The organism is Vibrio sp. OY15, assembly GCF_000742455.1.
Taxonomy (GTDB): domain Bacteria; phylum Pseudomonadota; class Gammaproteobacteria; order Enterobacterales; family Vibrionaceae; genus Vibrio; species Vibrio alginolyticus.
Genome location: NZ_JPIL01000006.1, coordinates 501,883 through 522,106, shown reverse-complemented (window position 1 = coordinate 522,106; position 20,224 = coordinate 501,883). Strand labels below are relative to the sequence as shown.

At 44.8% G+C, this 20,224-nt stretch carries 18 protein-coding genes; 7 read left to right on the top strand and 11 right to left on the bottom strand.

Features of this window, described 5'->3' with window-relative positions; all coding sequences use genetic code 11:
* The first annotated feature begins 105 nt into the window (after positions 1–105).
* The 4 genes from IJ23_RS09515 to IJ23_RS09500 all read left to right on the top strand — a co-directional run bounded on the left by IJ23_RS09515 (position 106) and on the right by IJ23_RS09500 (position 4,759).
* Positions 106–1,590: a carbon starvation CstA family protein gene (locus tag IJ23_RS09515; protein ID WP_005381914.1), complete on the top strand. Its 1,485-nt coding sequence runs from the start codon at positions 106–108 to the stop codon at positions 1,588–1,590.
* Positions 1,591–1,783: 193 nt separating this feature from the next.
* The gene (locus IJ23_RS09510) at positions 1,784–3,454 is read left to right on the top strand and encodes a sensor histidine kinase (RefSeq protein WP_005381915.1); all 1,671 of its coding nucleotides are present in this window, start codon (positions 1,784–1,786) and stop codon (positions 3,452–3,454) included.
* 31 nt (positions 3,455–3,485) lie between these two features.
* A complete protein-coding gene (gene btsR / locus IJ23_RS09505) occupies positions 3,486–4,214 on the top strand; it encodes a two-component system response regulator BtsR (protein WP_005381917.1) in 729 nt (242 codons plus the stop codon).
* Between the two features lie 71 nt (positions 4,215–4,285).
* Positions 4,286–4,759, top strand: coding sequence for an arsenate-mycothiol transferase ArsC (locus IJ23_RS09500; RefSeq protein WP_033906110.1), 474 nt, complete (start codon positions 4,286–4,288; stop codon positions 4,757–4,759).
* 47 nt (positions 4,760–4,806) lie between these two features.
* On the opposite strand, the gene ispH is transcribed toward IJ23_RS09500, so the two are convergent.
* The 6 genes from ispH to murJ form a co-directional block, all read right to left on the bottom strand.
* Positions 4,807–5,772, bottom strand: coding sequence for a 4-hydroxy-3-methylbut-2-enyl diphosphate reductase (gene ispH / locus IJ23_RS09495; RefSeq protein WP_017636164.1), 966 nt, complete (start codon positions 5,770–5,772; stop codon positions 4,807–4,809).
* A 23-nt stretch (positions 5,773–5,795) separates the two neighbouring features.
* A complete protein-coding gene (fkpB, locus tag IJ23_RS09490; RefSeq protein WP_005381922.1) occupies positions 5,796–6,227 on the bottom strand; it encodes an FKBP-type peptidyl-prolyl cis-trans isomerase in 432 nt (143 codons plus the stop codon).
* Positions 6,228–6,371: 144 nt separating this feature from the next.
* On the bottom strand, positions 6,372–6,878 hold the full coding sequence (gene lspA, locus IJ23_RS09485) for a signal peptidase II (protein WP_005385948.1): 507 nt from the start codon (positions 6,876–6,878) through the stop codon (positions 6,372–6,374).
* Positions 6,879–6,951: 73 nt separating this feature from the next.
* Entirely contained in the window at positions 6,952–9,780 is a 2,829-nt protein-coding gene (gene ileS, locus IJ23_RS09480) for an isoleucine--tRNA ligase (RefSeq protein ID WP_017821497.1), read from the bottom strand.
* A 64-nt stretch (positions 9,781–9,844) separates the two neighbouring features.
* Complete coding sequence (ribF, locus tag IJ23_RS09475) at positions 9,845–10,780, bottom strand: bifunctional riboflavin kinase/FAD synthetase (protein WP_005381933.1); 936 nt, start codon at positions 10,778–10,780, stop codon at positions 9,845–9,847.
* Positions 10,781–10,849: 69 nt separating this feature from the next.
* The gene (gene murJ, locus IJ23_RS09470) at positions 10,850–12,412 is read right to left on the bottom strand and encodes a murein biosynthesis integral membrane protein MurJ (protein WP_025998736.1); all 1,563 of its coding nucleotides are present in this window, start codon (positions 12,410–12,412) and stop codon (positions 10,850–10,852) included.
* 305 nt (positions 12,413–12,717) lie between these two features.
* Here murJ and rpsT point away from each other — a divergent pair, with 305 nt between their 5' ends.
* Positions 12,718–12,978, top strand: coding sequence for a 30S ribosomal protein S20 (rpsT, locus tag IJ23_RS09465; protein WP_005381938.1), 261 nt, complete (start codon positions 12,718–12,720; stop codon positions 12,976–12,978).
* A gap of 304 nt (positions 12,979–13,282) precedes the next feature.
* Here the strand turns inward: rpsT and IJ23_RS09460 are convergent, their stop codons facing one another.
* Positions 13,283–13,591: an ArsR/SmtB family transcription factor gene (locus tag IJ23_RS09460; RefSeq protein WP_005381940.1), complete on the bottom strand. Its 309-nt coding sequence runs from the start codon at positions 13,589–13,591 to the stop codon at positions 13,283–13,285.
* A 288-nt stretch (positions 13,592–13,879) separates the two neighbouring features.
* A complete protein-coding gene (gene nhaR, locus IJ23_RS09455) occupies positions 13,880–14,770 on the bottom strand; it encodes a transcriptional activator NhaR (protein WP_005381942.1) in 891 nt (296 codons plus the stop codon).
* Positions 14,771–15,156: 386 nt separating this feature from the next.
* Between nhaR and IJ23_RS09450 the strand changes: the two genes are divergently transcribed.
* Positions 15,157–16,302 carry a Na/Pi symporter gene (locus tag IJ23_RS09450; RefSeq protein ID WP_025768431.1) on the top strand — a complete coding sequence of 382 codons (1,146 nt, stop codon included), beginning with the start codon at positions 15,157–15,159 and terminating at the stop codon, positions 16,300–16,302.
* A gap of 147 nt (positions 16,303–16,449) precedes the next feature.
* On the top strand, positions 16,450–17,592 hold the full coding sequence (locus tag IJ23_RS09445) for a flavohemoglobin expression-modulating QEGLA motif protein (protein WP_017636169.1): 1,143 nt from the start codon (positions 16,450–16,452) through the stop codon (positions 17,590–17,592).
* A gap of 70 nt (positions 17,593–17,662) precedes the next feature.
* Here IJ23_RS09445 and IJ23_RS09440 read toward each other — a convergent pair whose 3' ends face one another.
* The 3 genes from IJ23_RS09440 to IJ23_RS09430 form a co-directional block, all read right to left on the bottom strand.
* A complete protein-coding gene (locus IJ23_RS09440; protein WP_017636170.1) occupies positions 17,663–18,514 on the bottom strand; it encodes a thymidylate synthase in 852 nt (283 codons plus the stop codon).
* A gap of 9 nt (positions 18,515–18,523) precedes the next feature.
* Positions 18,524–19,345 (bottom strand): prolipoprotein diacylglyceryl transferase, encoded by an 822-nt coding sequence (gene lgt, locus IJ23_RS09435; RefSeq protein ID WP_005381948.1) that lies wholly within the window; start codon positions 19,343–19,345, stop codon positions 18,524–18,526.
* A gap of 87 nt (positions 19,346–19,432) precedes the next feature.
* Complete coding sequence (locus IJ23_RS09430) at positions 19,433–20,224, bottom strand: sulfite exporter TauE/SafE family protein (RefSeq protein WP_005385965.1); 792 nt, start codon at positions 20,222–20,224, stop codon at positions 19,433–19,435.

The following is a 20,224-nucleotide window of genomic DNA, read 5'->3' as shown; positions in this document are numbered from 1 at the left end:
TCGACCACTCATCTACTAACCGAATGCATTTAACACAAGTGACGCATAACATGCATCCTGAGATTAAAAAATTACCCTACCCAACTAAGACCAAGGACAATTGCTATGATGTGGTTTCTAACCTGTGTCGCAGCCCTAATCGGCGGATACTTCATCTACGGCGCTTTCGTCGAGAAGATTTTCGGCATCAATGAAAAACGCCAAACGCCAGCTCACACCAAATCGGACGGTGTTGACTTCGTTCCAATGTCAACAAAGAAAGTTTACCTAGTTCAACTACTTAACATCGCAGGTGTTGGTCCAATTTTTGGCCCGATCATGGGGGCACTATACGGTCCTGCGGCGATGCTTTGGATTGTAGTCGGTTGTATTTTTGCTGGTGCAGTACACGATTACTTCTCAGGCATGCTTTCAGTGCGTAACGGCGGTGCATCTGTACCTACCATTACAGGTCGCTACCTAGGTAATGGCGCAAAACACTTTATGAATATTTTTGCCATTGTCCTATTGCTTCTAGTTGGCGTAGTGTTCGTTTCAGCCCCTGCTGGCATGATTACTAACCTCATCAATGATCAAACAAGCTTGAGCGTAAGCATGACTACAATGGTTATTGCTATCTTTGCTTACTACATCATTGCGACGATTGTTCCTGTCGATAAAATCATTGGTCGTTTCTACCCACTGTTTGGCGCCCTACTTATCTTTATGTCTGTTGGCCTAATGACAGCCGTTGCTTTCTCTAGCGAACACACAGTAATGGGTGACTTCCAAGTTTCGGACATGTTCTCTAACCTCAACCCAAATGACATGCCGTTATGGCCTGCATTGTTCATCACTATCGCATGTGGCGCTATCTCTGGCTTCCACGCAACTCAGTCTCCACTGATGGCGCGTTGTATGGAAAATGAGAAAAACGGTCGCTTCGTATTCTACGGTGCAATGATTGGTGAAGGTGTTATCGCGCTAATTTGGTGTGCTATCGCTCTGTCTTTCTTCGGCTCTCTAGACGCTCTATCCGAAGCTGTGAAAAACGGTGGTCCTGGTAACGTGGTATACAGCGCATCATTTGGTCTGCTAGGTGTGTTCGGTGGTATCCTTGCGTTCCTGGGGGTGGTTATCCTACCAATTACGTCTGGCGATACAGCGTTCCGTTCAAGCCGCTTGATCCTTGCTGAATACTTCAACATGGAACAAAAAACGCTACGTAACCGTCTACTGATGGCACTTCCACTGTTCGTTATCGGCGGTATCTTAACTCAAGTAGACTTCGGCATTATCTGGCGCTACTTCGGTTTTGCAAACCAAACAACAGCGGTAATGATGCTTTGGACTGCGTCCGCTTACCTACTGCGTCACAACAAGCTGCACTGGATTACCACTATCCCAGCTATCTTCATGACCACGGTATGTGTCACGTTCATCTTAAACAACAGCTCGCTAGGTTTTGGTCTGCCAATGCAACTATCAACTATCGTAGGTATTGTGTTTGCCCTAGCTGTGACAGGTTACGTTATCAAAACCTCTAAGGGTAAAGGTGAAACTGAACTGGCTGACGAAGAGAAACCACAAGCCGTATCAGAAACAGCGTAATACTCGTCACATCTGAGTGACTAAGATAGGAGCCTGCCAATTGCAGGCTCTTTTTGTTTTATACCCAAGTCACTTTAAGACTCAGAAAGCACAGCGCAGCATCATTTACTTAGCTGTTCTTATCTATCTGAGCCAAGCATCTTGAGGTTACTTAGGTATACAATAACAACATTGATTCTAGGTTAGGTTCACTATGGAACTGGTCATCTCCCTTTTACAACAGATGTGTGTGTACTTAGTTTTGGCTTACATGCTAAGTAAAACGCCAATCATCTTACCTTTGCTGAGTATTTCTTCGCGCTTAAGCCACCGCCTAATTTGTTACGTACTCTTCTCTGGCTTTTGTATTCTCGGCACCTATTTCGGTCTGCACATCAACGATGCTATTGCCAATACTCGTGCGATCGGCGCAGTTATGGGCGGGCTGTTTGGTGGACCTGTTGTAGGTTTCGCCGTCGGATTTACTGGTGGCATCCATCGATACTCTCTTGGTGGCTTTACCGACCTAGCCTGTGCAATTTCAACCACCGCCGAGGGCGTAATTGGTGGCTTGCTCCACGTTTACCTTATCAAGCGAAATAAAGGCGCATTGCTGTTTAATCCAAGCGTTGTATTCAGCGTCACGTTTGTTGCAGAAGTGGTGCAAATGATTTTGCTGCTCGCCGTCGCGAAACCTTTTGATCAAGCCTATGAACTGGTGTCCGCTATTGCAGCGCCTATGATCATCGCGAACTCATTTGGTGCGGCGTTGTTCATGAGTATCCTGCAAGACAGAAAAGCAATCTTTGAAAAGTTTTCTGCGACGTTTTCGCGTCGAGCGCTCACCATTGCTGATCGCTCAGTGGGAATTCTAAGCAACGGCTTCAACACCGAAAACGCAGAGAAAATCGCACGTATTATTTACGAAGAAACCAAAGTGGGCGCTGTCGCGATTACTGACCAAGAAAAGATCTTGGCGTTTGTGGGCATTGGCGATGATCACCATAAACCAAACACGCCGATTTCATCGCAAAGCACATTAGACTCCATGGAGAAAAACGACATCATTTATCTTGATGGCGCGGAGCGTCCATACCAATGCTCCATTGCAAAAGATTGCAAGCTCGGATCTGCGCTGATCATCCCACTGCGTGCAGGGAAAGAGGTCATTGGTACCATAAAGCTGTATGAACCGAAGCGTAAATTGTTCTCGACGGCCAACATGTCGATGGCGGAAGGAATAGCCCAGCTTCTATCTAGCCAAATCCTTTATGGCGATTACCAACAACAACAAGCCTTACTCGCCCAAGCAGAAATAAAATTGCTTCACGCTCAGGTGAATCCACACTTTTTGTTTAATGCACTCAATACTATTAGTGCGATTACTCGTCGTGACCCTGACAAAGCGCGCGAGCTAATCCAAAATTTATCGCACTTCTTCCGCAGCAATTTAAAGCAGAACATTAATACCGTGACGCTAAAGGAAGAGCTTGCACATGTGAACTCGTACTTGAGCATCGAAAAAGCGCGTTTTACGGACCGCTTAGAGGTTGAAATCGATATTCAACCTGAATTGCTGGACATCAAATTACCAAGCTTTACACTCCAGCCTTTGGTTGAGAATGCCATTAAGCATGGCATTTCAAACATGCTTGAAGGTGGTAAAGTTCATATATACAGCGAAGCACACCCACAAGGTCACTTGATTACCGTCGAAGACAACGCAGGCAGTTTTGAACCGCCAAAAGAAAACCACTCAGGGCTAGGTTTAGAAATTGTCGACAAACGTCTCACTAATCAATTTGGACGTGATGCAGCGCTAAAAATTACGTGCGAGCCACATCAATTTACTAAAATGAGCTTTATCATTCCCCCAAAATCATAAAAGCACGCTGAAGCAATAAAGGTAATGTTGGATGTTAACCGCACTCGTCATTGATGATGAACAGTTTGCTCGTGAAGAGCTAGCAGAGTTACTGGATGAAACAGGCCAAGTTGAGGTCGTGGGCGATGCCTCAAACGCAATCCTTGGCCTAAAAAAAATCAATGAACTTAAGCCTGATGTAGTGTTTCTCGATATCCAAATGCCTCAAGTCACGGGGATTGAACTACTTGGGATGCTTGATCCAGAAACCATGCCTTATGTGGTTTTTGTCACGGCTTATGATCAGTATGCGATTCAAGCATTTGAAGACAATGCCTTTGATTACTTGCTCAAACCTGTCGACCCATGCCGGTTAACTAAAACGGTCAAACGACTAAACAAAGTCATTAGCCAATCCGCCCTAACGCAACAACTGTCTGCTATTACACCTGACACGTTGGATCAGATACCGTGCATCGGACACAACCGCATCGTTATCATGGCCACCGACACGGTGGAATGTGCTTACAGTGATATCAGCGGCGTGCATGTACGCTCCACCAGCCAAACCGCGAGCACCCAACTGACATTAAAAACGTTGGAAGAGAAAACCCCTCTAGTCCGCTGCCATCGTCAATACTTAGTCAGTATTAAAGCGATTAGCGAAATCAAGTTACTGGAAAATGGGTTAGCGGAAATCATCACCAAAACAGGCTTTGAGATACCAGTAAGCCGCCGCTACTTAAAGGTGCTCAAAGAGATGCTCGGCATTAGCCACTAACACAAAAACTTCACACATCATCGCTGAGTTTCCGCTAGCGTATAAATAGGACGCTCTGAAAAGACGAGGCGATGATGTATAAAGTTTTATTCATATGTAAGCACAACGCTGGACGAAGCGTCCTCGCGGAGTCAATCGCAACCAATATCCTGCCAGCAGATTTTAGTGTCACCAGTGGAGGCTCACATCCCACAGGCAAGGTGCACCCAGTGGTGCAAAAATATTTAGATGACCACCAACTCCCCATTCCGCATATCCACACGCATTCATGGGAGGAGCGAACTCAGTTTCTTCCCGACATCGTTATTATTCTCTGTGATTCTTTACATCAAGAAACCGCTCCTCAGTGGCTTGCAGGTGGTGTTCGAGTAAACTGGCAAGTTGATGCTTTTCCGACCGATGGTTCTGATGAAGACATGTACGCACATTGCGAAAAGGTTGCTCAATCGCTTGAGCGAAGAATCACGAAGGTGTCTGATATGATTATCGATGGTTTAGGAAAAGACCAAATTCGTGATTACCTAAATGAGTTAAGAGAGATGTAAAAAAGGCGACCCCACAGGTCGCCTTTTGAATATTCGATAAATGGAGACTAATCCACTTGCTTGATTTGCAGTTCTTTAGGTACTTCAAAGAACATATTCTCTTCACGGCCAAGTACTTCATCAACCGCTTCGGCACCAACGAGTTCTTTGATTCGCTCTAGAATCTGATTAACGAGCTCTTCCGGAGCAGATGCTCCCGCAGTCACGCCGACCTTTGTTTTGCCTTCAAACCACTCAGGTTTGATATCTTCCGGACAGTCGGTTAAGTAGCCAGGTGTCCCTAGCTTTTCAGCTAGCTCTTTAAGACGTGTAGAGTTTGATGAGTTTTTAGAACCCACCACAACCATCACATCTACGTCACCAGCTAATTCACGTACGGCATCTTGGCGGTTTTGTGTCGCATAACAGATATCGTCTTTACGTGGACCTTGGATATCTGGGAACACGCGGCGTAGCTCTTCGATAACATCGGCAGTTTCATCGACAGAAAGCGTCGTTTGGCTTACGTAATGAAGATCGGATGGATCTTTCACAATCGCCTTCAGTTTCTCAACATCGGCTGGAGTTTCAACCAAGTACATACCACCGGTTTCACTGGCGTATTGCCCCATCGTACCTTCGACTTCAGGGTGACCTGCGTGACCAATCAGAACCACTTCCATATTACGACGGCTCGCACGCGCCACTTCCATATGCACCTTAGTTACTAAAGGACACGTTGCGTCAAATACGGTCAAATCACGCAGCTTGGCTTCCTGACGAACCGCCTGCGATACACCATGAGCAGAAAAAATCACAATGTTGTTGTCTGGCACTTCATGCAGCTCTTCAACGAAGATAGCACCACGTTGTTTTAGCCCTTCAACCACAAAACGGTTATGCACCACTTCATGACGCACATAAATCGGTGGCTGATACATCTCTAGCGCACGCTCTACGATGCTAATCGCACGGTCTACACCAGCACAAAAGCCGCGTGGGTTAGCTAATAGGATTTTCATTTCATTGCTCATGGAAATTATCTTTATTGGGTTCGCTATTCTACTGACAAAATTTCAACTTCGAAAGTCACGTCTTGTCCCGCTAGAGGATGGTTGAAGTCCACAGTGACTGAATCGCCTGCAATCTCTGTAATAATGCCCGGGATTTCCATGCCATCAGGGCCACTGAAGGCCATGATTGTACCAACTTCCACTTCTGCATCACCTACAAATTTAGTGCGATCCATATAGTGAATATGATCAGGGTTTGGCATACCAAACGCGTCTTCTGCCTTTAGCTCAATCGCTTTTTGTGCGCCTGTTTCGAGGCCTATCAAGCACTGCTCAAAGTTTTCACTCAAGCTGCCATCACCCATAACAAATTTCGCTGGTTTACCCATGTTATGAGTACTATCTGCAACCGATCCGTCTTTCATTTTAATCGTAAAGTGAAGGGTTACTACCGATTCATTGGTTATTGTTGTCACGTTAATGCTTCCTTGTTCTTGGGTTATTACGCTGTCAGCTTGGTCTTTTTATACATTGATATGCTGATTGGCGCTCCAACATAATAAAAAGCGTCGCTCGAATCAACGGACGACGCTTAGGGTTATTCGATATACCGCAAAAGATTACTTGTCAGCGTCTTTTTTACGGAAGCCATCCAGAATAATCATTGCCGCACCAATACAGATCGCCATGTCAGCAAGGTTGAATGCTGGCCAGTGGTAGTTACCCCAGAAGAAGTCTAGGTAATCAACAACAAAGCCATGAACGACGCGGTCAAACACGTTGCCCACTGCACCACCAATAATCAGTGCATAAGCAATGTTGTTCCATTTTTCTTTTGCTGGAAGCTTACTCATCCAGTAGGTCAAAAGACCCGTAACAACAAACGCGATACCTGTAAATAACCAGCGCTGCCAACCAGCTTGATCGCTCAAGAAGCTGAAAGCGGCACCGTAGTTATGAACGTAAAGTAGGTTGAAGAATGGCAACACCTCAATTCGGTTTGCCCATCCGTAGCCCATGTTGTCCATCACCACCAATTTGATGCCAATATCTGCAATAAATACCAGAATTGCTAACCACAGCCAGCGAACTCCAGATTGCTTTAACGTCAGTGCTTTTTCACTCATTACTTTACCTACAAACAGCCCCAGTAAATACTGGGGCTGTTAATTTAAAAAAAAGTTCAGTCGTTCTAGGCAATTACGCGAATTTACGTACTTCACCTTCGCCGTCTACGTTAGACACACAACGACCACAGATTTTCTCGTGACCTTCAATTGTGCCTACGTCTGGCGTGTGGTGCCAACAACGATCACACTTCTCGCCTTCAGCTGCTGCTACTTCAACAAATAAGCCTTCGATATCTGTGGCTTGTGCTGCATCCGTCTTCTCACCTAGAGGCTTAACTTTCGCCGCAGAGGTTAGTAGAACAAAGCGCAGTTCATCTTCAAGTTTGTTGATCTTCGCTGCTAGTGCGTCATCAGCAAATAGAGTCACTTCAGCTTGTAGTGCACCACCAATGGTTTTCTCTTTACGCGCATCTTCTAGAAGTTTGTTTACCGCACCACGAACCGCTTGGATCTCAGACCAGAATTCGTTGTTCAGCTCTTCACCTTCAGCAAGACCGAATAGACCGTCGAACCACTCACCAGTGAATACGAACTTGTCGCGTTGACCTGGCATTTCGTTCCAGATTTCATCTGCAGTGAACGACATGATTGGCGCCATCCAACGAACTAGCGCTTCTACGATGTAGTAAAGTGCAGTCTGACAGCTACGTTGAGCGTTGCCGCCACGTTTTGCTGTGTACTGACGGTCTTTAATTACGTCTAAGTAGAAAGAGCCCATTTCGATTGAACAGAATTGCATTAGACGCTGAGTCACACCGTGTGTGTTGTACTCTTCGTATGCTTTAACAATCTCTTCTTGTGCTGCTAGTGCACGACCAACCGCCCAGCGATCTAGCGCAACCATCTCTTCAACAGGAACGATGTCTGTTTCAGGGTTGAAGCCGCTCAAGTTAGCTAGGAAGAAACGCGCTGTGTTACGGATACGACGGTACGCATCTGCGCTGCGTTTTAGGATTTCATCAGAAACCGCAACTTCACCAGTGTAGTCTGTAGAAGCAACCCATAGACGAAGAATGTCAGCACCTAGCTTGTTGGTTACGTCTTTTGGCGCAACCACGTTACCGATAGATTTAGACATCTTACGACCCTGACCGTCAACCACGAAACCGTGTGTCAGTACTTGTTTGTAAGGTGCTTCGTCTTTCATCGCAATAGATGAAATTAAAGAAGATTGGAACCAACCGCGGTGTTGGTCAGAACCTTCTAGGTATAGGTCTGCACTGTTGCCGTTGTACTCTTCACGAGCATCAACAACAGAGAAGTGAGTGACACCTGAATCGAACCATACGTCTAGCGTATCTAGCACTTTTTCGTATTGGTCAGCGTCAGCACCTAGTAGTTCAGCGGCATCTACATCCCACCATGCTTGGATGCCTTTCTCTTCAACCAGCTTAGCGACTTTCTCGATCAGCTCTAGCGTGTTTGGATGAAGTTCTGCTGTTTCTTTATGAACAAACAGAGCAATTGGCACACCCCAAGTACGTTGACGAGAGATACACCACTCAGGGCGACCTTCGATCATACCTTCGATGCGGCTTTGACCCCACTCAGGCATCCACTCTACATTCTTGATTGACTCTAATGCTTTAGCACGTAGGCCAGCTTGGTCCATAGAAACGAACCATTGAGGTGTAGCACGGAAGATGATTGGGGTCTTATGACGCCAACAGTGTGGGTAGCTGTGCTCGTAAGCGTGGTGGTGTAGTAGTGCACCTTTTTCTTTTAGTACTTCTACTACTGCATCGTTCGCTTTAAATACGTGCTGACCAGCAAATAGCTCTGTATCTGGTAGGTAAACACCGTTTGAGCCAACTGGGTTTGCTACTTCTAGGTTGTACTTGTTACCAACCGCGAAGTCTTCTTGACCGTGACCAGGAGCAGTGTGAACAACACCAGTACCTGAATCAGTCGTAACGTGATCACCAAGGATCGCCGGTACAGTGAAATCGTAGAATGGGTGTTGGAATTGAGAAAGCTCTAGGTCCGCACCTTTAGCAAAGCCAAGGTTGTGGAAGTGCTCGATACCCGCACGGTCCATTACGTCTTTCGCTAGCTCAGCAGCAACGATGATACGCTCAGCGTTGTCGCCTTCTGTTTGGATAAGCACGTACTCTAGATCATCACGTAGACATACTGCGCGGTTTGCAGGCAGTGTCCAAGGTGTTGTTGTCCAGATAACGATAGATACGTCACCGTGACCTTCATGACCTTCTGTCAGTTCAAATTTAGATAGCAGTGCCGCTTCGTCAGCCGCTTTAAAACGAACGTCGATAGATGGCGATACTTTATCTTTGTATTCTACTTCCGCTTCAGCAAGAGCAGAACCACAGTCTGTACACCAGTGAACAGGTTTGAAACCTTTTAGCAGGTGACCATTGCTTGCGATCTTACCAAGAGCACGAATAATGTTCGCTTCAGTTGCGAAATCCATAGTGCGGTATGGCTTGTCCCACTCACCCATGATACCAAGGCGTTTGAAGCTCTCTTTCTGACCTTCAACCTGACCTGCTGCGTATTCACGACATTTCTCGCGGAATTCCGCTGCTGTCACTTTTTGGCCTGGCTTACCTACTTTCTTCTCTACCATTAATTCGATTGGTAGACCGTGGCAGTCCCAGCCTGGGATGTAAGGTGCGTCAAAACCTGAAAGTGTTTTGGATTTAATAATAATGTCTTTAAGAATCTTGTTTAGTGCGTGACCAATATGAATGTCACCATTTGCGTAAGGAGGGCCATCGTGCAATACGAATGACTTTTTGCCTTTCTTAGCTTTACGGATTTCACCGTAAAGATCTTCTTTGTACCAACGCTTAAGCATTTCTGGCTCACGATTGGCCAGGTTGCCGCGCATTGGAAACCCTGTTTCAGGTAAGTTCAGGGTATCTTTATACTCACTCATCGATTCTTAATTCCGTTATATTGGGCGAAAATTAGACATTATGTTGGACGGTGGAATAAACCGCTCAACGCTTAAGCTGACGCAGCCACACCCTTGCTGCTTCAGCATCCAATTCGATTTGTTGTTTAAGTGCTTCAAACGACTCAAACTTTTGCTCATCTCGAAGTTTATGCAAAAGTTCCACTTCTAGTTGCTTGCCATATAAATTGGCATGAAAGTCGAATAAGTGCACTTCTAACTGTTGGCGAACACCATTGACGGTTGGTCTTTGACCAATATTAGCAACACCACCAACTGGCTTATTTCCTAAGCCAAGCGCTTGAACAACATAGACTCCGGAAACCGGAGAAACACAGCGTTTCAAAGGAATATTTGCAGTAGGGAACCCAATGGTTCGACCTAGCTTTCTTCCGTGAGAAACACGACCGCTGATGCTGTAGTTTCTTCCCAGCATCTGTTGCGCGGAATGCAAATCGTCACGCGCCAGCGCTTGCCGGATAGCCGTACTGCTGACACGTAATTGTTGTAAACAAAAGCTCTGGGTACTTACGACATCAAAGCCGTATTTTTCCCCTGCTTCCTGCAGCATTGCAAAGTTACCTGTACGGCCTTTGCCAAAGCAGAAATCATCACCAACGACAAGAAACTTAACACCCAAACGCTCGACCAACAAGTCACGGATAAACTCTTCCGCGGTTAAACTTGCAAAATGGCGATTGAAATTGACACACAGTAAGCGGTCAATATCGAGCTTACTCAATTGCACGAACTTATCGCGTAATCGCGTCAACCTTGCAGGTGCCTTGTCTTTGGCAAACAGCTCCATCGGCTGAGGTTCAAAGGTCATCACAACAGAAGGCAAGGATAGCCTGTCCGCTTGCTCAGACACTTGCTGCAATACTTGTTGATGGCCTTTATGGACACCATCGAAATTGCCAATAGTCAGCACACAACCATGATGTCGCGGGTTGATATTGTGAATGCCTCTAATCAGTTCCATTGGATACTGCTTTCTGCCTCTGTTTTACTTTACACTGTGTGAAACTGACGGATTATATACTAATCACCCTCAGTCTGTCCCAGCTTTTAGGTCTTTTAAACGCGCACCAGTTAAAAATAGAACCACTAGGTAAACCACGGCTCCTAAACCGATCAACATCCCTAGCACCGCGCTTCGGTGAGCAAAGCTCCAGCCCAGCCATACTGACATATCTTCCAGTTGCCATAAGATTGCCGCCACCATCGCCGCGCCAGCAATAGCTAAACGTATAATAAAGAAGACGGTTCGCTTAGTGATTTGGTATACCTCTGCGATGTGCAGGCCACGATACAGCAGTGCCATATTCACAAATGCCGATAGTGCCGTCGCGATAGCCAAGCCAACGTAGCCATAGAAGTACGCAAAAATTGCATTAAATACCATGTTGGTCACCATCGCAATGATGCCGTATTTCACTGGCGTTTTAGTGTCTTGACGCGAGTAATAACCCGGAGCGAGCACTTTAATCAGCATAAAGTTCAACAAGCCTGAAGCGTAAGCAAAGAGTGACAATGATGCTTGATGTACGTCTTGTGGCGAAAACTCACCTCGCATGAATAACACCATCAACATAGGTTTTGCCAGTACCATCAAACCAAGCATTGCAGGAAGGCCAAGTAAGATCACCATGCGCACCCCCCAGTCCATGGTTTGTGCGAATCCTTCATTTTGTGCGTCAACATGTTTGCGTGATAATGCTGGTAAAATCACCGTTGCAATAGCAATACCAAACAGACCTAACGGGAATTCCAACAAGCGATCTGAATAGTACAACCAACTGATCGAACCGGTTTGCAGAAAGCTGGCAATAAAAGTATCAAACAACAAGTTGATTTGGCTTACCGACACACCGAACAAAGCAGGAATCATTAAGGTTCGGATCTTCACCACGCCCGGATCGCGCCAGCCCCATTTCGGCTTAACCATAACCCCCGCTTTAATAAGGAAAGGGATTTGAAATAAGAACTGAACCAAACCACCAAGGAAAACACCGATGGCAAGACCAATCTCTGGCTGTGGCATCTGCGGCGAGATAAACCATGCTGCCAAAATGATCATCACATTGAGGAAGACAGGAGTAAACGAAGAAACCGCAAACTTACCTAGTGTATTGAGAATGGCTCCCGATAGGGCAACAAAAGTGATGAACCATAAATAAGGAAAGGTAATCTTGAGCATCACGCTAGCAAGTTCGAACTTCTCAGCCGCCGGACCACCATGCATCCAGTCTAGGAACCAACCAAAACCAAACAGTGCAGTCACCACTCCGGAACCTAGAACACCTAAGATGGTAACAATTGAGACTATCACCCCTAATGTACCCGCCGCACGAGCAATGAGCTCCCGAGTTTTATTCATGTCGCCTTGAGCATGGCTTTCCGTTAAAACAGGTACAAACGCTTGGGAAAAAGCACCTTCAGCAAACAAACGTCGTAAAAAATTAGGAATTTTATTGGCGAAGAAAAAGACGTCTGCGCTTGCTCCTGCCCCCATTAAATTTGCCACTACAACATCACGAACTAGGCCAAGAACGCGGGAAATAAATGTCATAGCACTGACGATCATGCCAGACTTGAGTAGTCGTTTACTCACTGTAACCTCGGAATATCACCATAAGACAGCTAACCCTATACTGTTTCTCTGACAGGTGCTGTAAATAGACGTCAAAAATCTATCCGCGGGTTGTAAGGAATAAGTGTGCCTTTCGCGGATAATTATTAGCATTGGTATAAAAATGCTGTTAGAATCCCCGCCATCTTAACCGCGATAACCTGTCTTACCAAAATTTGTTTTGGCTTAGATCGGTTTTTGCACAAATCATTTGACATTTAAGCGCAAATGAGGGATATTCCTCGCCCTTAAATTGTCACAGAACTAAGTTTTTGGGAGTTAGACCCTTGGCAAATAGTAAATCTGCTAAGAAGCGCGCTATCCAAGCTGAGAAACGTCGTCAGCACAATGCTAGCCGTCGCTCAATGATGCGTACTTACATGAAGAAAACTGTTGCTGCTATCGAAGCAGGCGACAAAGAAGCTGCAACTGCTGCATTCGCTGTAGTTACACCTATCCTAGACCGCATGGCAACTAAAGGCCTTATTCACAAGAATAAAGCAGCTCGCCATAAGTCTCGTTTCGCTGCACAAATCAAAGCTCTTTAATAGAGTCCTGATTTTACAGTGAAGAAAAAACCGACCTTGTGTCGGTTTTTTTATATCTACAAAGTTTTCTTAATAAAAAAAGCTGGCAATGCCAGCTTTTCTTTTTCTGAATGTCCCATTTAAAGACATCAGCTTATTCATTACCCATATAACGCTCAAACTAGAAAGCACTAATAAAACACTTGAGAACAAAGCAAATTGGTCGATGAGTAGTACCCTATCATCAAAAGTTTAACGCCACTCTCAAATATTCCAACAAGTTAGATTCACACTCTAAGATGAGCAGTATATTAGGACTATTTAATTAATGTTGAGCACTCTCAGCACAATAAAGACTATGCAGTGTTTTTATTAACGCTTTCACTTCATCACTCTTTAATGTGTAGTACACCGTCTGTGCTTCTTTCCTTGTCGTGACTAACTCATCACGGCGAAGCCAAGCAAGATGCTGAGATAATGCCGACTGGCTTAGCTCTAACTTTGCACACAGCTCTCCCACGGACAGCTCTTGGTTATGCAGCATACAAAGGATTTGTAGGCGTCTCTCGTTTGCCATCGCTTTGAGCAACACGACGGCTTTTGCGGAGTTCTGCTCCATTTCTTGTAGATTCATGTGTTGGACCTCTAGCTACAACTTACTTATTCCAACCCTGGCCAGCTTGTTGTGTTGCACTGATTTATATATCTAAGAAAATCAAGATACACTTCCAGAGTCTTCATTATTAGAACCTCTAATTTAGTTGTTAGTGATACACCAATATTATCCACCAAGGATTTTAATTGGTGCGCCATCAATAATTAATAGTTTTGCTCACTAAAACAAGTATCTTGCTTACTTAGATATTATTTAGAATTATATTTTTATTGATAGTAATCTATTTATTTACGCAACGATACGGGTTTACTCAAACATTTGACTGAAATCAGCATCACAAACATTTTTTACCGCGGGGTGTTGGATCATTCGTTCCGCAAAAATCACGTAGTACTCTTCTTTTAGCCCATCGACATGGCCAATTAGCTGTAAATTTCGGTCGTCTTCAATCTCCGACATGTATACGGTCGGTGCCAAGAAAATCACATCATCGTGGTACCGAGCAAAAGCTTTCATCAACGCAACATCATCAAACTCCCCTAGCACATTGGGTTGAAGGCCTTGACGATCAAACCATTGAATAACTTTACGCCCCATAGCCGTTCGGCTCGCGGGAATCAGAAGTTTTTTTTGTTCCAAGATCTCAGGGAATCGCACATTTTCAATTTCAGAAGAAGCAAAAAAGCTCATGCTACTTTCACCCAACTTTTTGCTATAAAGGCCAGGACTTTGAGTAGAATCAACGGGACAATCCGAAAGGATCATATCTAGCTTGTGCTGAGAAAGGCGTTCAAGTAGCAGTTCGTGGGTCGATTCATAACAGCGTAAATGAATACTGTTATCTTCCGGGACGGTCGTCATCAGTACTTTACTGACCAAGCGTTTAGATAATGCATCGGCTACACCAACTTCAAATAGAATGTTCGAGTGCTGGCTGTAATTGACGATATCTAACATCTCATAGCTCAAACCGAACATCCGGTCGGCGTACTTAAACACAAGCTGACCTAACTCAGTGGGCTCAACTGTACGACCATTGCGCTTGGTTAACTTTCCTTTCATGCGCTCTTCAAGCGCTTTAATCTGTCCTGTCACGGTTTGCGGTGTCAGGAAGAGCGCGTCAGCCGCCTTAGTTACAGAGCCCTGTTTGCACACCATCCAGAAATAATAGAGATGGTTGTAGTTTAGATGTGACATGATCGAGTCCCGAAAAGAAAGTGATACTTTTTATACCAAATGTGACAGAGACAAACAATAAACTCGACAAAACCATACAATACCTTACAAAAGCATAAGTTTTACCGAAAGTATAAAGTCAATACTGTCATAAAAGTTGAACTGAGGCGCATTTTCTCTACAAAAAAAACGCAAAAACCAAACAAAACGAAACCAAAATTTAACCACTAAAATCAACAAGTTAAAAATTAATTTTCTTCTTCTTTTACGCCATTATCAAAAAGAACAATAAAAATCTCTCACAGCAAGAAATCTGTAATATTACTGAAATATTTATTCTCTAACATCGCCCGCAGATTCAACTACAGACCGAAAAATGAACTGAAAGGTCAACGGAGAAAATTATGATGAACCAAGCTACTTCAACAGTGGCACCAATTTCGAGCACAGCTCGTTGGTTACGCTGGGCTAACTTGGCATTCATGTTATATCTGCTTCTTCTAGCAGTATCTATGGTTGGTAGTGGCTTTAAATGGGCAACTGGCGATCAAGCTAAGGTGCTATTTGAATTTGCCGCACACCCAGTTGCAGGTCTAATGATCGGCTTGGTGGCAACAGCCTTAATTCAGTCTTCAAGTACTGTAACGTCTATTATTGTAGGCTTGGTTGCAGGTGGCTTACCTGTAGAAACCGCTATCCCTATGGTGATGGGTGCTAACATTGGTACCACAGTGACCAATACGCTTGTATCTCTTGGCCACGTGCGCTGTAAAGAAGAGTTCAAACGTGCATTTGCAAGTGCAACCATTCACGACTTCTTCAACTTGCTTGCTGTCGCTATTTTCCTTCCGTTGGAAATGATGTTCGGCATTTTAGAGAAAGTTTCTCACTGGCTTGTTTCTCCACTGCTTGCTACTGGTGATATGAGCATTAAAGGCTTCAACTTTATTAAACCAATTACAAAGCCAGTCGTAGGCGCAATTAAAGAGCCACTTTCTACCTTCGGTGATACTGTTGGCGGCGTCATGCTTATTGCTTTGGGTATTGCGACTATCTTCGTTGCAATCACAGTGATGGGTAAATTGATGAAGAGCCTAATGGTTGGTCGCGCACGTGAAATTTTGAAAAACGCCATCGGTCGTGGTCCTATTCACGGCATCGTATCAGGCTCAATCGTGACCGTTCTAGTACAATCTTCCTCAACCACGACAAGTTTAATGGTTCCGTTGGTTGGTACTGGCGTGTTGAAAGTACGAGATATCTACCCTTTCACTCTGGGTGCTAACATTGGTACTTGTATTACGGCACTACTAGCAGCGACAGCGGTATCTGGAGAGTTCGCAGTATTCGCACTACAAATCGCTCTAGTCCACTTAGTATTTAACATCATGGCGACGCTGTTTATCTTTGGAATTCCATTCCTACGTGAGATTCCGGTTAAAGGCGCTGAGATGATTTCTGAAATGGCTATTAAGAATAAAGCTGTTGTTGGTGGTTACCTAATGTCAGTATTCGTTATTCTACCAGGTGCAATTCTAGCCCTAACAACGTAACAACAACGACATACCATCGCTTATTGTTTAGGCTCCACATCGTGGAGCCTTTTTTATGATAATTAAACTGTTCAAATCGATTGTCCGGTGATAATTTGAGCCACATCAGCATGCTTATGCTGAGCTATCTCATTTGGAGTCGACAACATGACGCAGCTTAATGACGCTATTTCTGATCAGCTACTCGCAATAGACGAAAACCTAACCCAACTGGTTGCTGATATTGATATCCTCAGTAGCGTGAATCCTCTTAATTATGCTCAAGAAAGAGAACGTTTCATTAAAAACAAATATTCTCAAGAGCCTAATTTTCAATATTCAATTACTAACGTAGATACCCACAGCGCAAAGCGACGCCTATATGAGCTACCTCTAGAAAACATTCAAGACACCCAACTGCAGAGGCTATACGCGGATGTAATTCAGTCTTATGCAGATAAACTGGATCAAGTGAATACCATCGGCACGCAAGAGTTTCTTTATAACTCCTTACGCTATTATGGGGAACCGAGCGCCAAAGATATTGCCAACGCCCATTTCATATTGCACCTTCCTACAGAAGAAGAAAAAGAACCTCAGCACGATAGCCGTGCAATAGCACGTTTCATGCAAAATTTTGCTCAACGCAATGGGTATGAATGTGAAATACAGGTGTTGGACGGGATGTTAGCAAACGCACTAGTTTCAGGGTCTCGAGTCAAAATTAACCACGCGGCGTACATCACCACTGATGAGCTGGAGGCTCTTGCACATCATGAAATGGGAGTACATCTCCTGACTACGCTTAACGGTCGTCAACAACCGCTAAAAGTCCTGAGCTTAGGTTGTCCTGCCAATACCAACACTCAAGAAGGGCTGGCTATATTATGTGAGTATCTGTCAGGACATTTCAGTATCAAGCGCCTAAGAACCTTAGCCTTACGAGTTCTGGCAGTAGAGTCGATGATCAAGGATCGCGATTTCCGCCATACGTTCATGCTATTAAAAGAACAGTATAAAGCTTCTGATCTTCAAGCATTTACAACGACTGCCCGAGTGTATCGAGGTGGAGGTTTAACGAAGGATTACTTGTATCTTAGAGGATTCCGAGAGGTGCTCAATGCCTATGATAAATTGGGCGATGACTTTTCACTATTGTTGTGCGGGAAAACGGAGCTGAAGTACTTTGAGCTTATCCGTTCATTAGTGAGTAAAGAAATATTCACTCAACCTAAGTTTATTAGCCCGGCACTGTCCAAACCGATGCAGACCAACCCAATTCACCGTTATATTGTCAGTGCACTAAAATAATACCTTCTAAGTACAAAAAAGAAAAAAGCTCCATTCGGAGCTTTTTCTATATCTTGAAGAACGATACTCGTTACACTGAGAATGGGTAACGAATAGGATCGTGATGCTCGTACCCTTCAACCCAAAAGTCATCCAGTGTGACCCATGTTTCCAAATCTTCTAGAGATTTAATCTCTGGGTTGATATGGAACGTCGGCGCTTTTAATGGCTCACGTTTCAACTGAACATCGCGCATCAGTTCAAGCTGGTCTTCATAAATGTGAGCATTCACAATCTTATGAAATGCCTGACCAGGTTTCTTGCCCGTAATTTGCGCAATAATCGCCAAGAACACGTAAACTTGAACCATATTGAAGTTTAAGCCAAGCGGTACATCACACGAACGCTGAGTACTATTCAGGTAAAGCGTATCATCCAGCAATGAAAAATGGTGACTGTACATACAAGGACGCAAGCACCCCATGTGGAACTCACCCGGGTTGTAGAAGTTCAAGATTTCACCGCGGTCATCAACGCCACGCGTTAAGTCATCCACTATCTTACGTAGCTGGTCAACATGACCACCATCAGGTTTCGCCCAGGCGCGCCCTTGAACCCCATAGACACGGCCCATGTCGTCTTCGCCTTTACGGTATGGGTTATTCAACCAGGCATCATTTAGGTTGGCATTGGCATCCCAGGTTTTCGTGCCCAGCTTACGAAAATCTTCCGCATTATCGTAACCACGAATGTACCCTAGTAGCTCTGCAACGGCTGCTTTCCAAAAACTTTTACGTGTGGTGACCAACGGAAATTGATTGTTCGCAACATCGTAGGTTAAATCCGCGTTGATTACGGTCAGGCAGCGCTTGCCTGTACGCTCATTTTCAACCCAAACACCTTGGTCAACGATGCGTTGACACAAATCTAAATACTGTTTCACACCAATACCTTACTTCGTCTTTTGTGGTAATTCGTCTTTGTAATGACCACGTTTGTATGCCCAAACCATCATGAGGACACCGATAACCACCATTGGCAGGGATAAAATCTGTCCCATGGAAATAAAGCCACCGAATAAACCCAAATGAGCGTCTGGTTCGCGCACGTACTCAACTAAGAAGCGGAATGTACCATATCCAGCTAAAAATAGCCCTGAAACAGAACCTAGAGGACGAGGTTTCTTGATGAACCAATTCAAGATGAAGAAAAGTACGATACCTTCAAGCGCCATTTCATAAAGCTGCGATGGATGACGTGGCAGTGGACCGCCATTTGGGAAAACGATCGCCCAAGGCACATCCGTTACTCGGCCCCACAACTCGCTGTTCATGAAGTTACCTAAACGCCCCATACCCAAACCAAATGGCACAAGCGGCGCGATAAAGTCAGCAACACCGAAGAAAGTTCGCCCGTTTTTGTGTGCATACCAGAACATCGCAGTAATCACACCCAGTAAGCCGCCGTGGAAAGACATACCACCGGTCCACACTTTAAATAGATACAAAGGGTCAGCCAGGAAGAGCTCAAAATTGTAGAAAAGCACGTAGCCTACACGGCCACCAATCACCACGCCAAGGAAGCCTGCGAACAACAAATCAGAAACCTGCTCTCGTGTCCAACCACTTCCAGGCTTATCCGCACGTCGGTTCGCTAACCATAGAGCAAACATAAAGCCCACAAGGTACATCAAACCGTACCAACGAACCGAAACAGGACCAATAGAGATTAAAACCGGATCAATATTGGGAAATTCAATATATCCCTGAGACATAAATCATTCTCTTCTTATCACAACAAAATAAATATACCCAAGTAACCTCTAGATGCTTGGTTCAGCGAGAATGACTTGGGTACAAACTTAGAGCAGCATGGTCGCTGCAACAAACATTAAGAACACCGCGAATATCTTTTTTAATACCGCAGTTGGAAGGTTAGTTGCCAGCTTCGCACCCACTTTTGTTGTGAGCATCGAGGCCATAGCAATCGCTAATAAAGCGGGAAGATAAACATAACCAATACTGTATGAAGGTAAGCCTTCCACTTTATAGCCATGTAAGATGAAGCCGATCATACCAGAAATAGCAATCACGCAACCACAAACGGAGGATGAACCCACCGCTTTACGCATCTCTATCCCATGTTTATTTAAAAATGGTACCGACAGTGAGCCACCACCAATACCAGCAAGGCTTGATACGACACCAATTCCCGTGCCGTAAACTACAGTCACAGGGCTGCTCGGCATAGGTTTACTGCTCGTAACTTTAATGGAACGAAACATTTGTACTGACAGGCAAAGAACAATGACACCAAACACTTTCGGCAAATAGTGTGTAGGGATCCACTCAGCAATATTGGCACCAACAAAGCCACCAATGACCACACCAGGCATCAACCATTTTACGACAAACATATCGACATTGCCGAGCTTAAGGTGATTCATCGCCGATGAGCCAGACGTGACAATAATACTCGCTAACGAAGTGGCTAAGGCCATGTGCATACTCATTTCTGGAGAGATCCCAGCAAGAGGAAGCAAATACAACAAGGCAGGAACAACAATCAAACCACCACCGATACCGAGTAACCCCGCCATCACACCCACAAAAGCGCCTAGCGCCAACAATAACAAAAATAAAGAGACGGTCAC

Excerpts from the sequence above, each read along its gene's own strand:
- IJ23_RS09510 (WP_005381915.1), top strand. The coding sequence starts at position 1,784 with ATGGAACTGGTCATCTCCCTTTTACAACAGATGTGTGTGTACTTAGTT.
- btsR (WP_005381917.1), top strand. The coding sequence starts at position 3,486 with ATGTTAACCGCACTCGTCATTGATGATGAACAGTTTGCTCGTGAAGAG.
- IJ23_RS09500 (WP_033906110.1), top strand. The coding sequence starts at position 4,286 with ATGATGTATAAAGTTTTATTCATATGTAAGCACAACGCTGGACGAAGC.
- ribF (WP_005381933.1), bottom strand. The coding sequence starts at position 10,780 with ATGGAACTGATTAGAGGCATTCACAATATCAACCCGCGACATCATGGT.
- IJ23_RS09515 (WP_005381914.1), top strand. The coding sequence starts at position 106 with ATGATGTGGTTTCTAACCTGTGTCGCAGCCCTAATCGGCGGATACTTC.
- ispH (WP_017636164.1), bottom strand. The coding sequence starts at position 5,772 with ATGAGCAATGAAATGAAAATCCTATTAGCTAACCCACGCGGCTTTTGT.
- IJ23_RS09450 (WP_025768431.1), top strand. The coding sequence starts at position 15,157 with ATGAACCAAGCTACTTCAACAGTGGCACCAATTTCGAGCACAGCTCGT.
- ileS (WP_017821497.1), bottom strand. The coding sequence starts at position 9,780 with ATGAGTGAGTATAAAGATACCCTGAACTTACCTGAAACAGGGTTTCCA.
- IJ23_RS09460 (WP_005381940.1), bottom strand. The coding sequence starts at position 13,591 with ATGAATCTACAAGAAATGGAGCAGAACTCCGCAAAAGCCGTCGTGTTG.
- nhaR (WP_005381942.1), bottom strand. The coding sequence starts at position 14,770 with ATGTCACATCTAAACTACAACCATCTCTATTATTTCTGGATGGTGTGC.
- IJ23_RS09445 (WP_017636169.1), top strand. The coding sequence starts at position 16,450 with ATGACGCAGCTTAATGACGCTATTTCTGATCAGCTACTCGCAATAGAC.
- lgt (WP_005381948.1), bottom strand. The coding sequence starts at position 19,345 with ATGTCTCAGGGATATATTGAATTTCCCAATATTGATCCGGTTTTAATC.
- lspA (WP_005385948.1), bottom strand. The coding sequence starts at position 6,878 with ATGAGTGAAAAAGCACTGACGTTAAAGCAATCTGGAGTTCGCTGGCTG.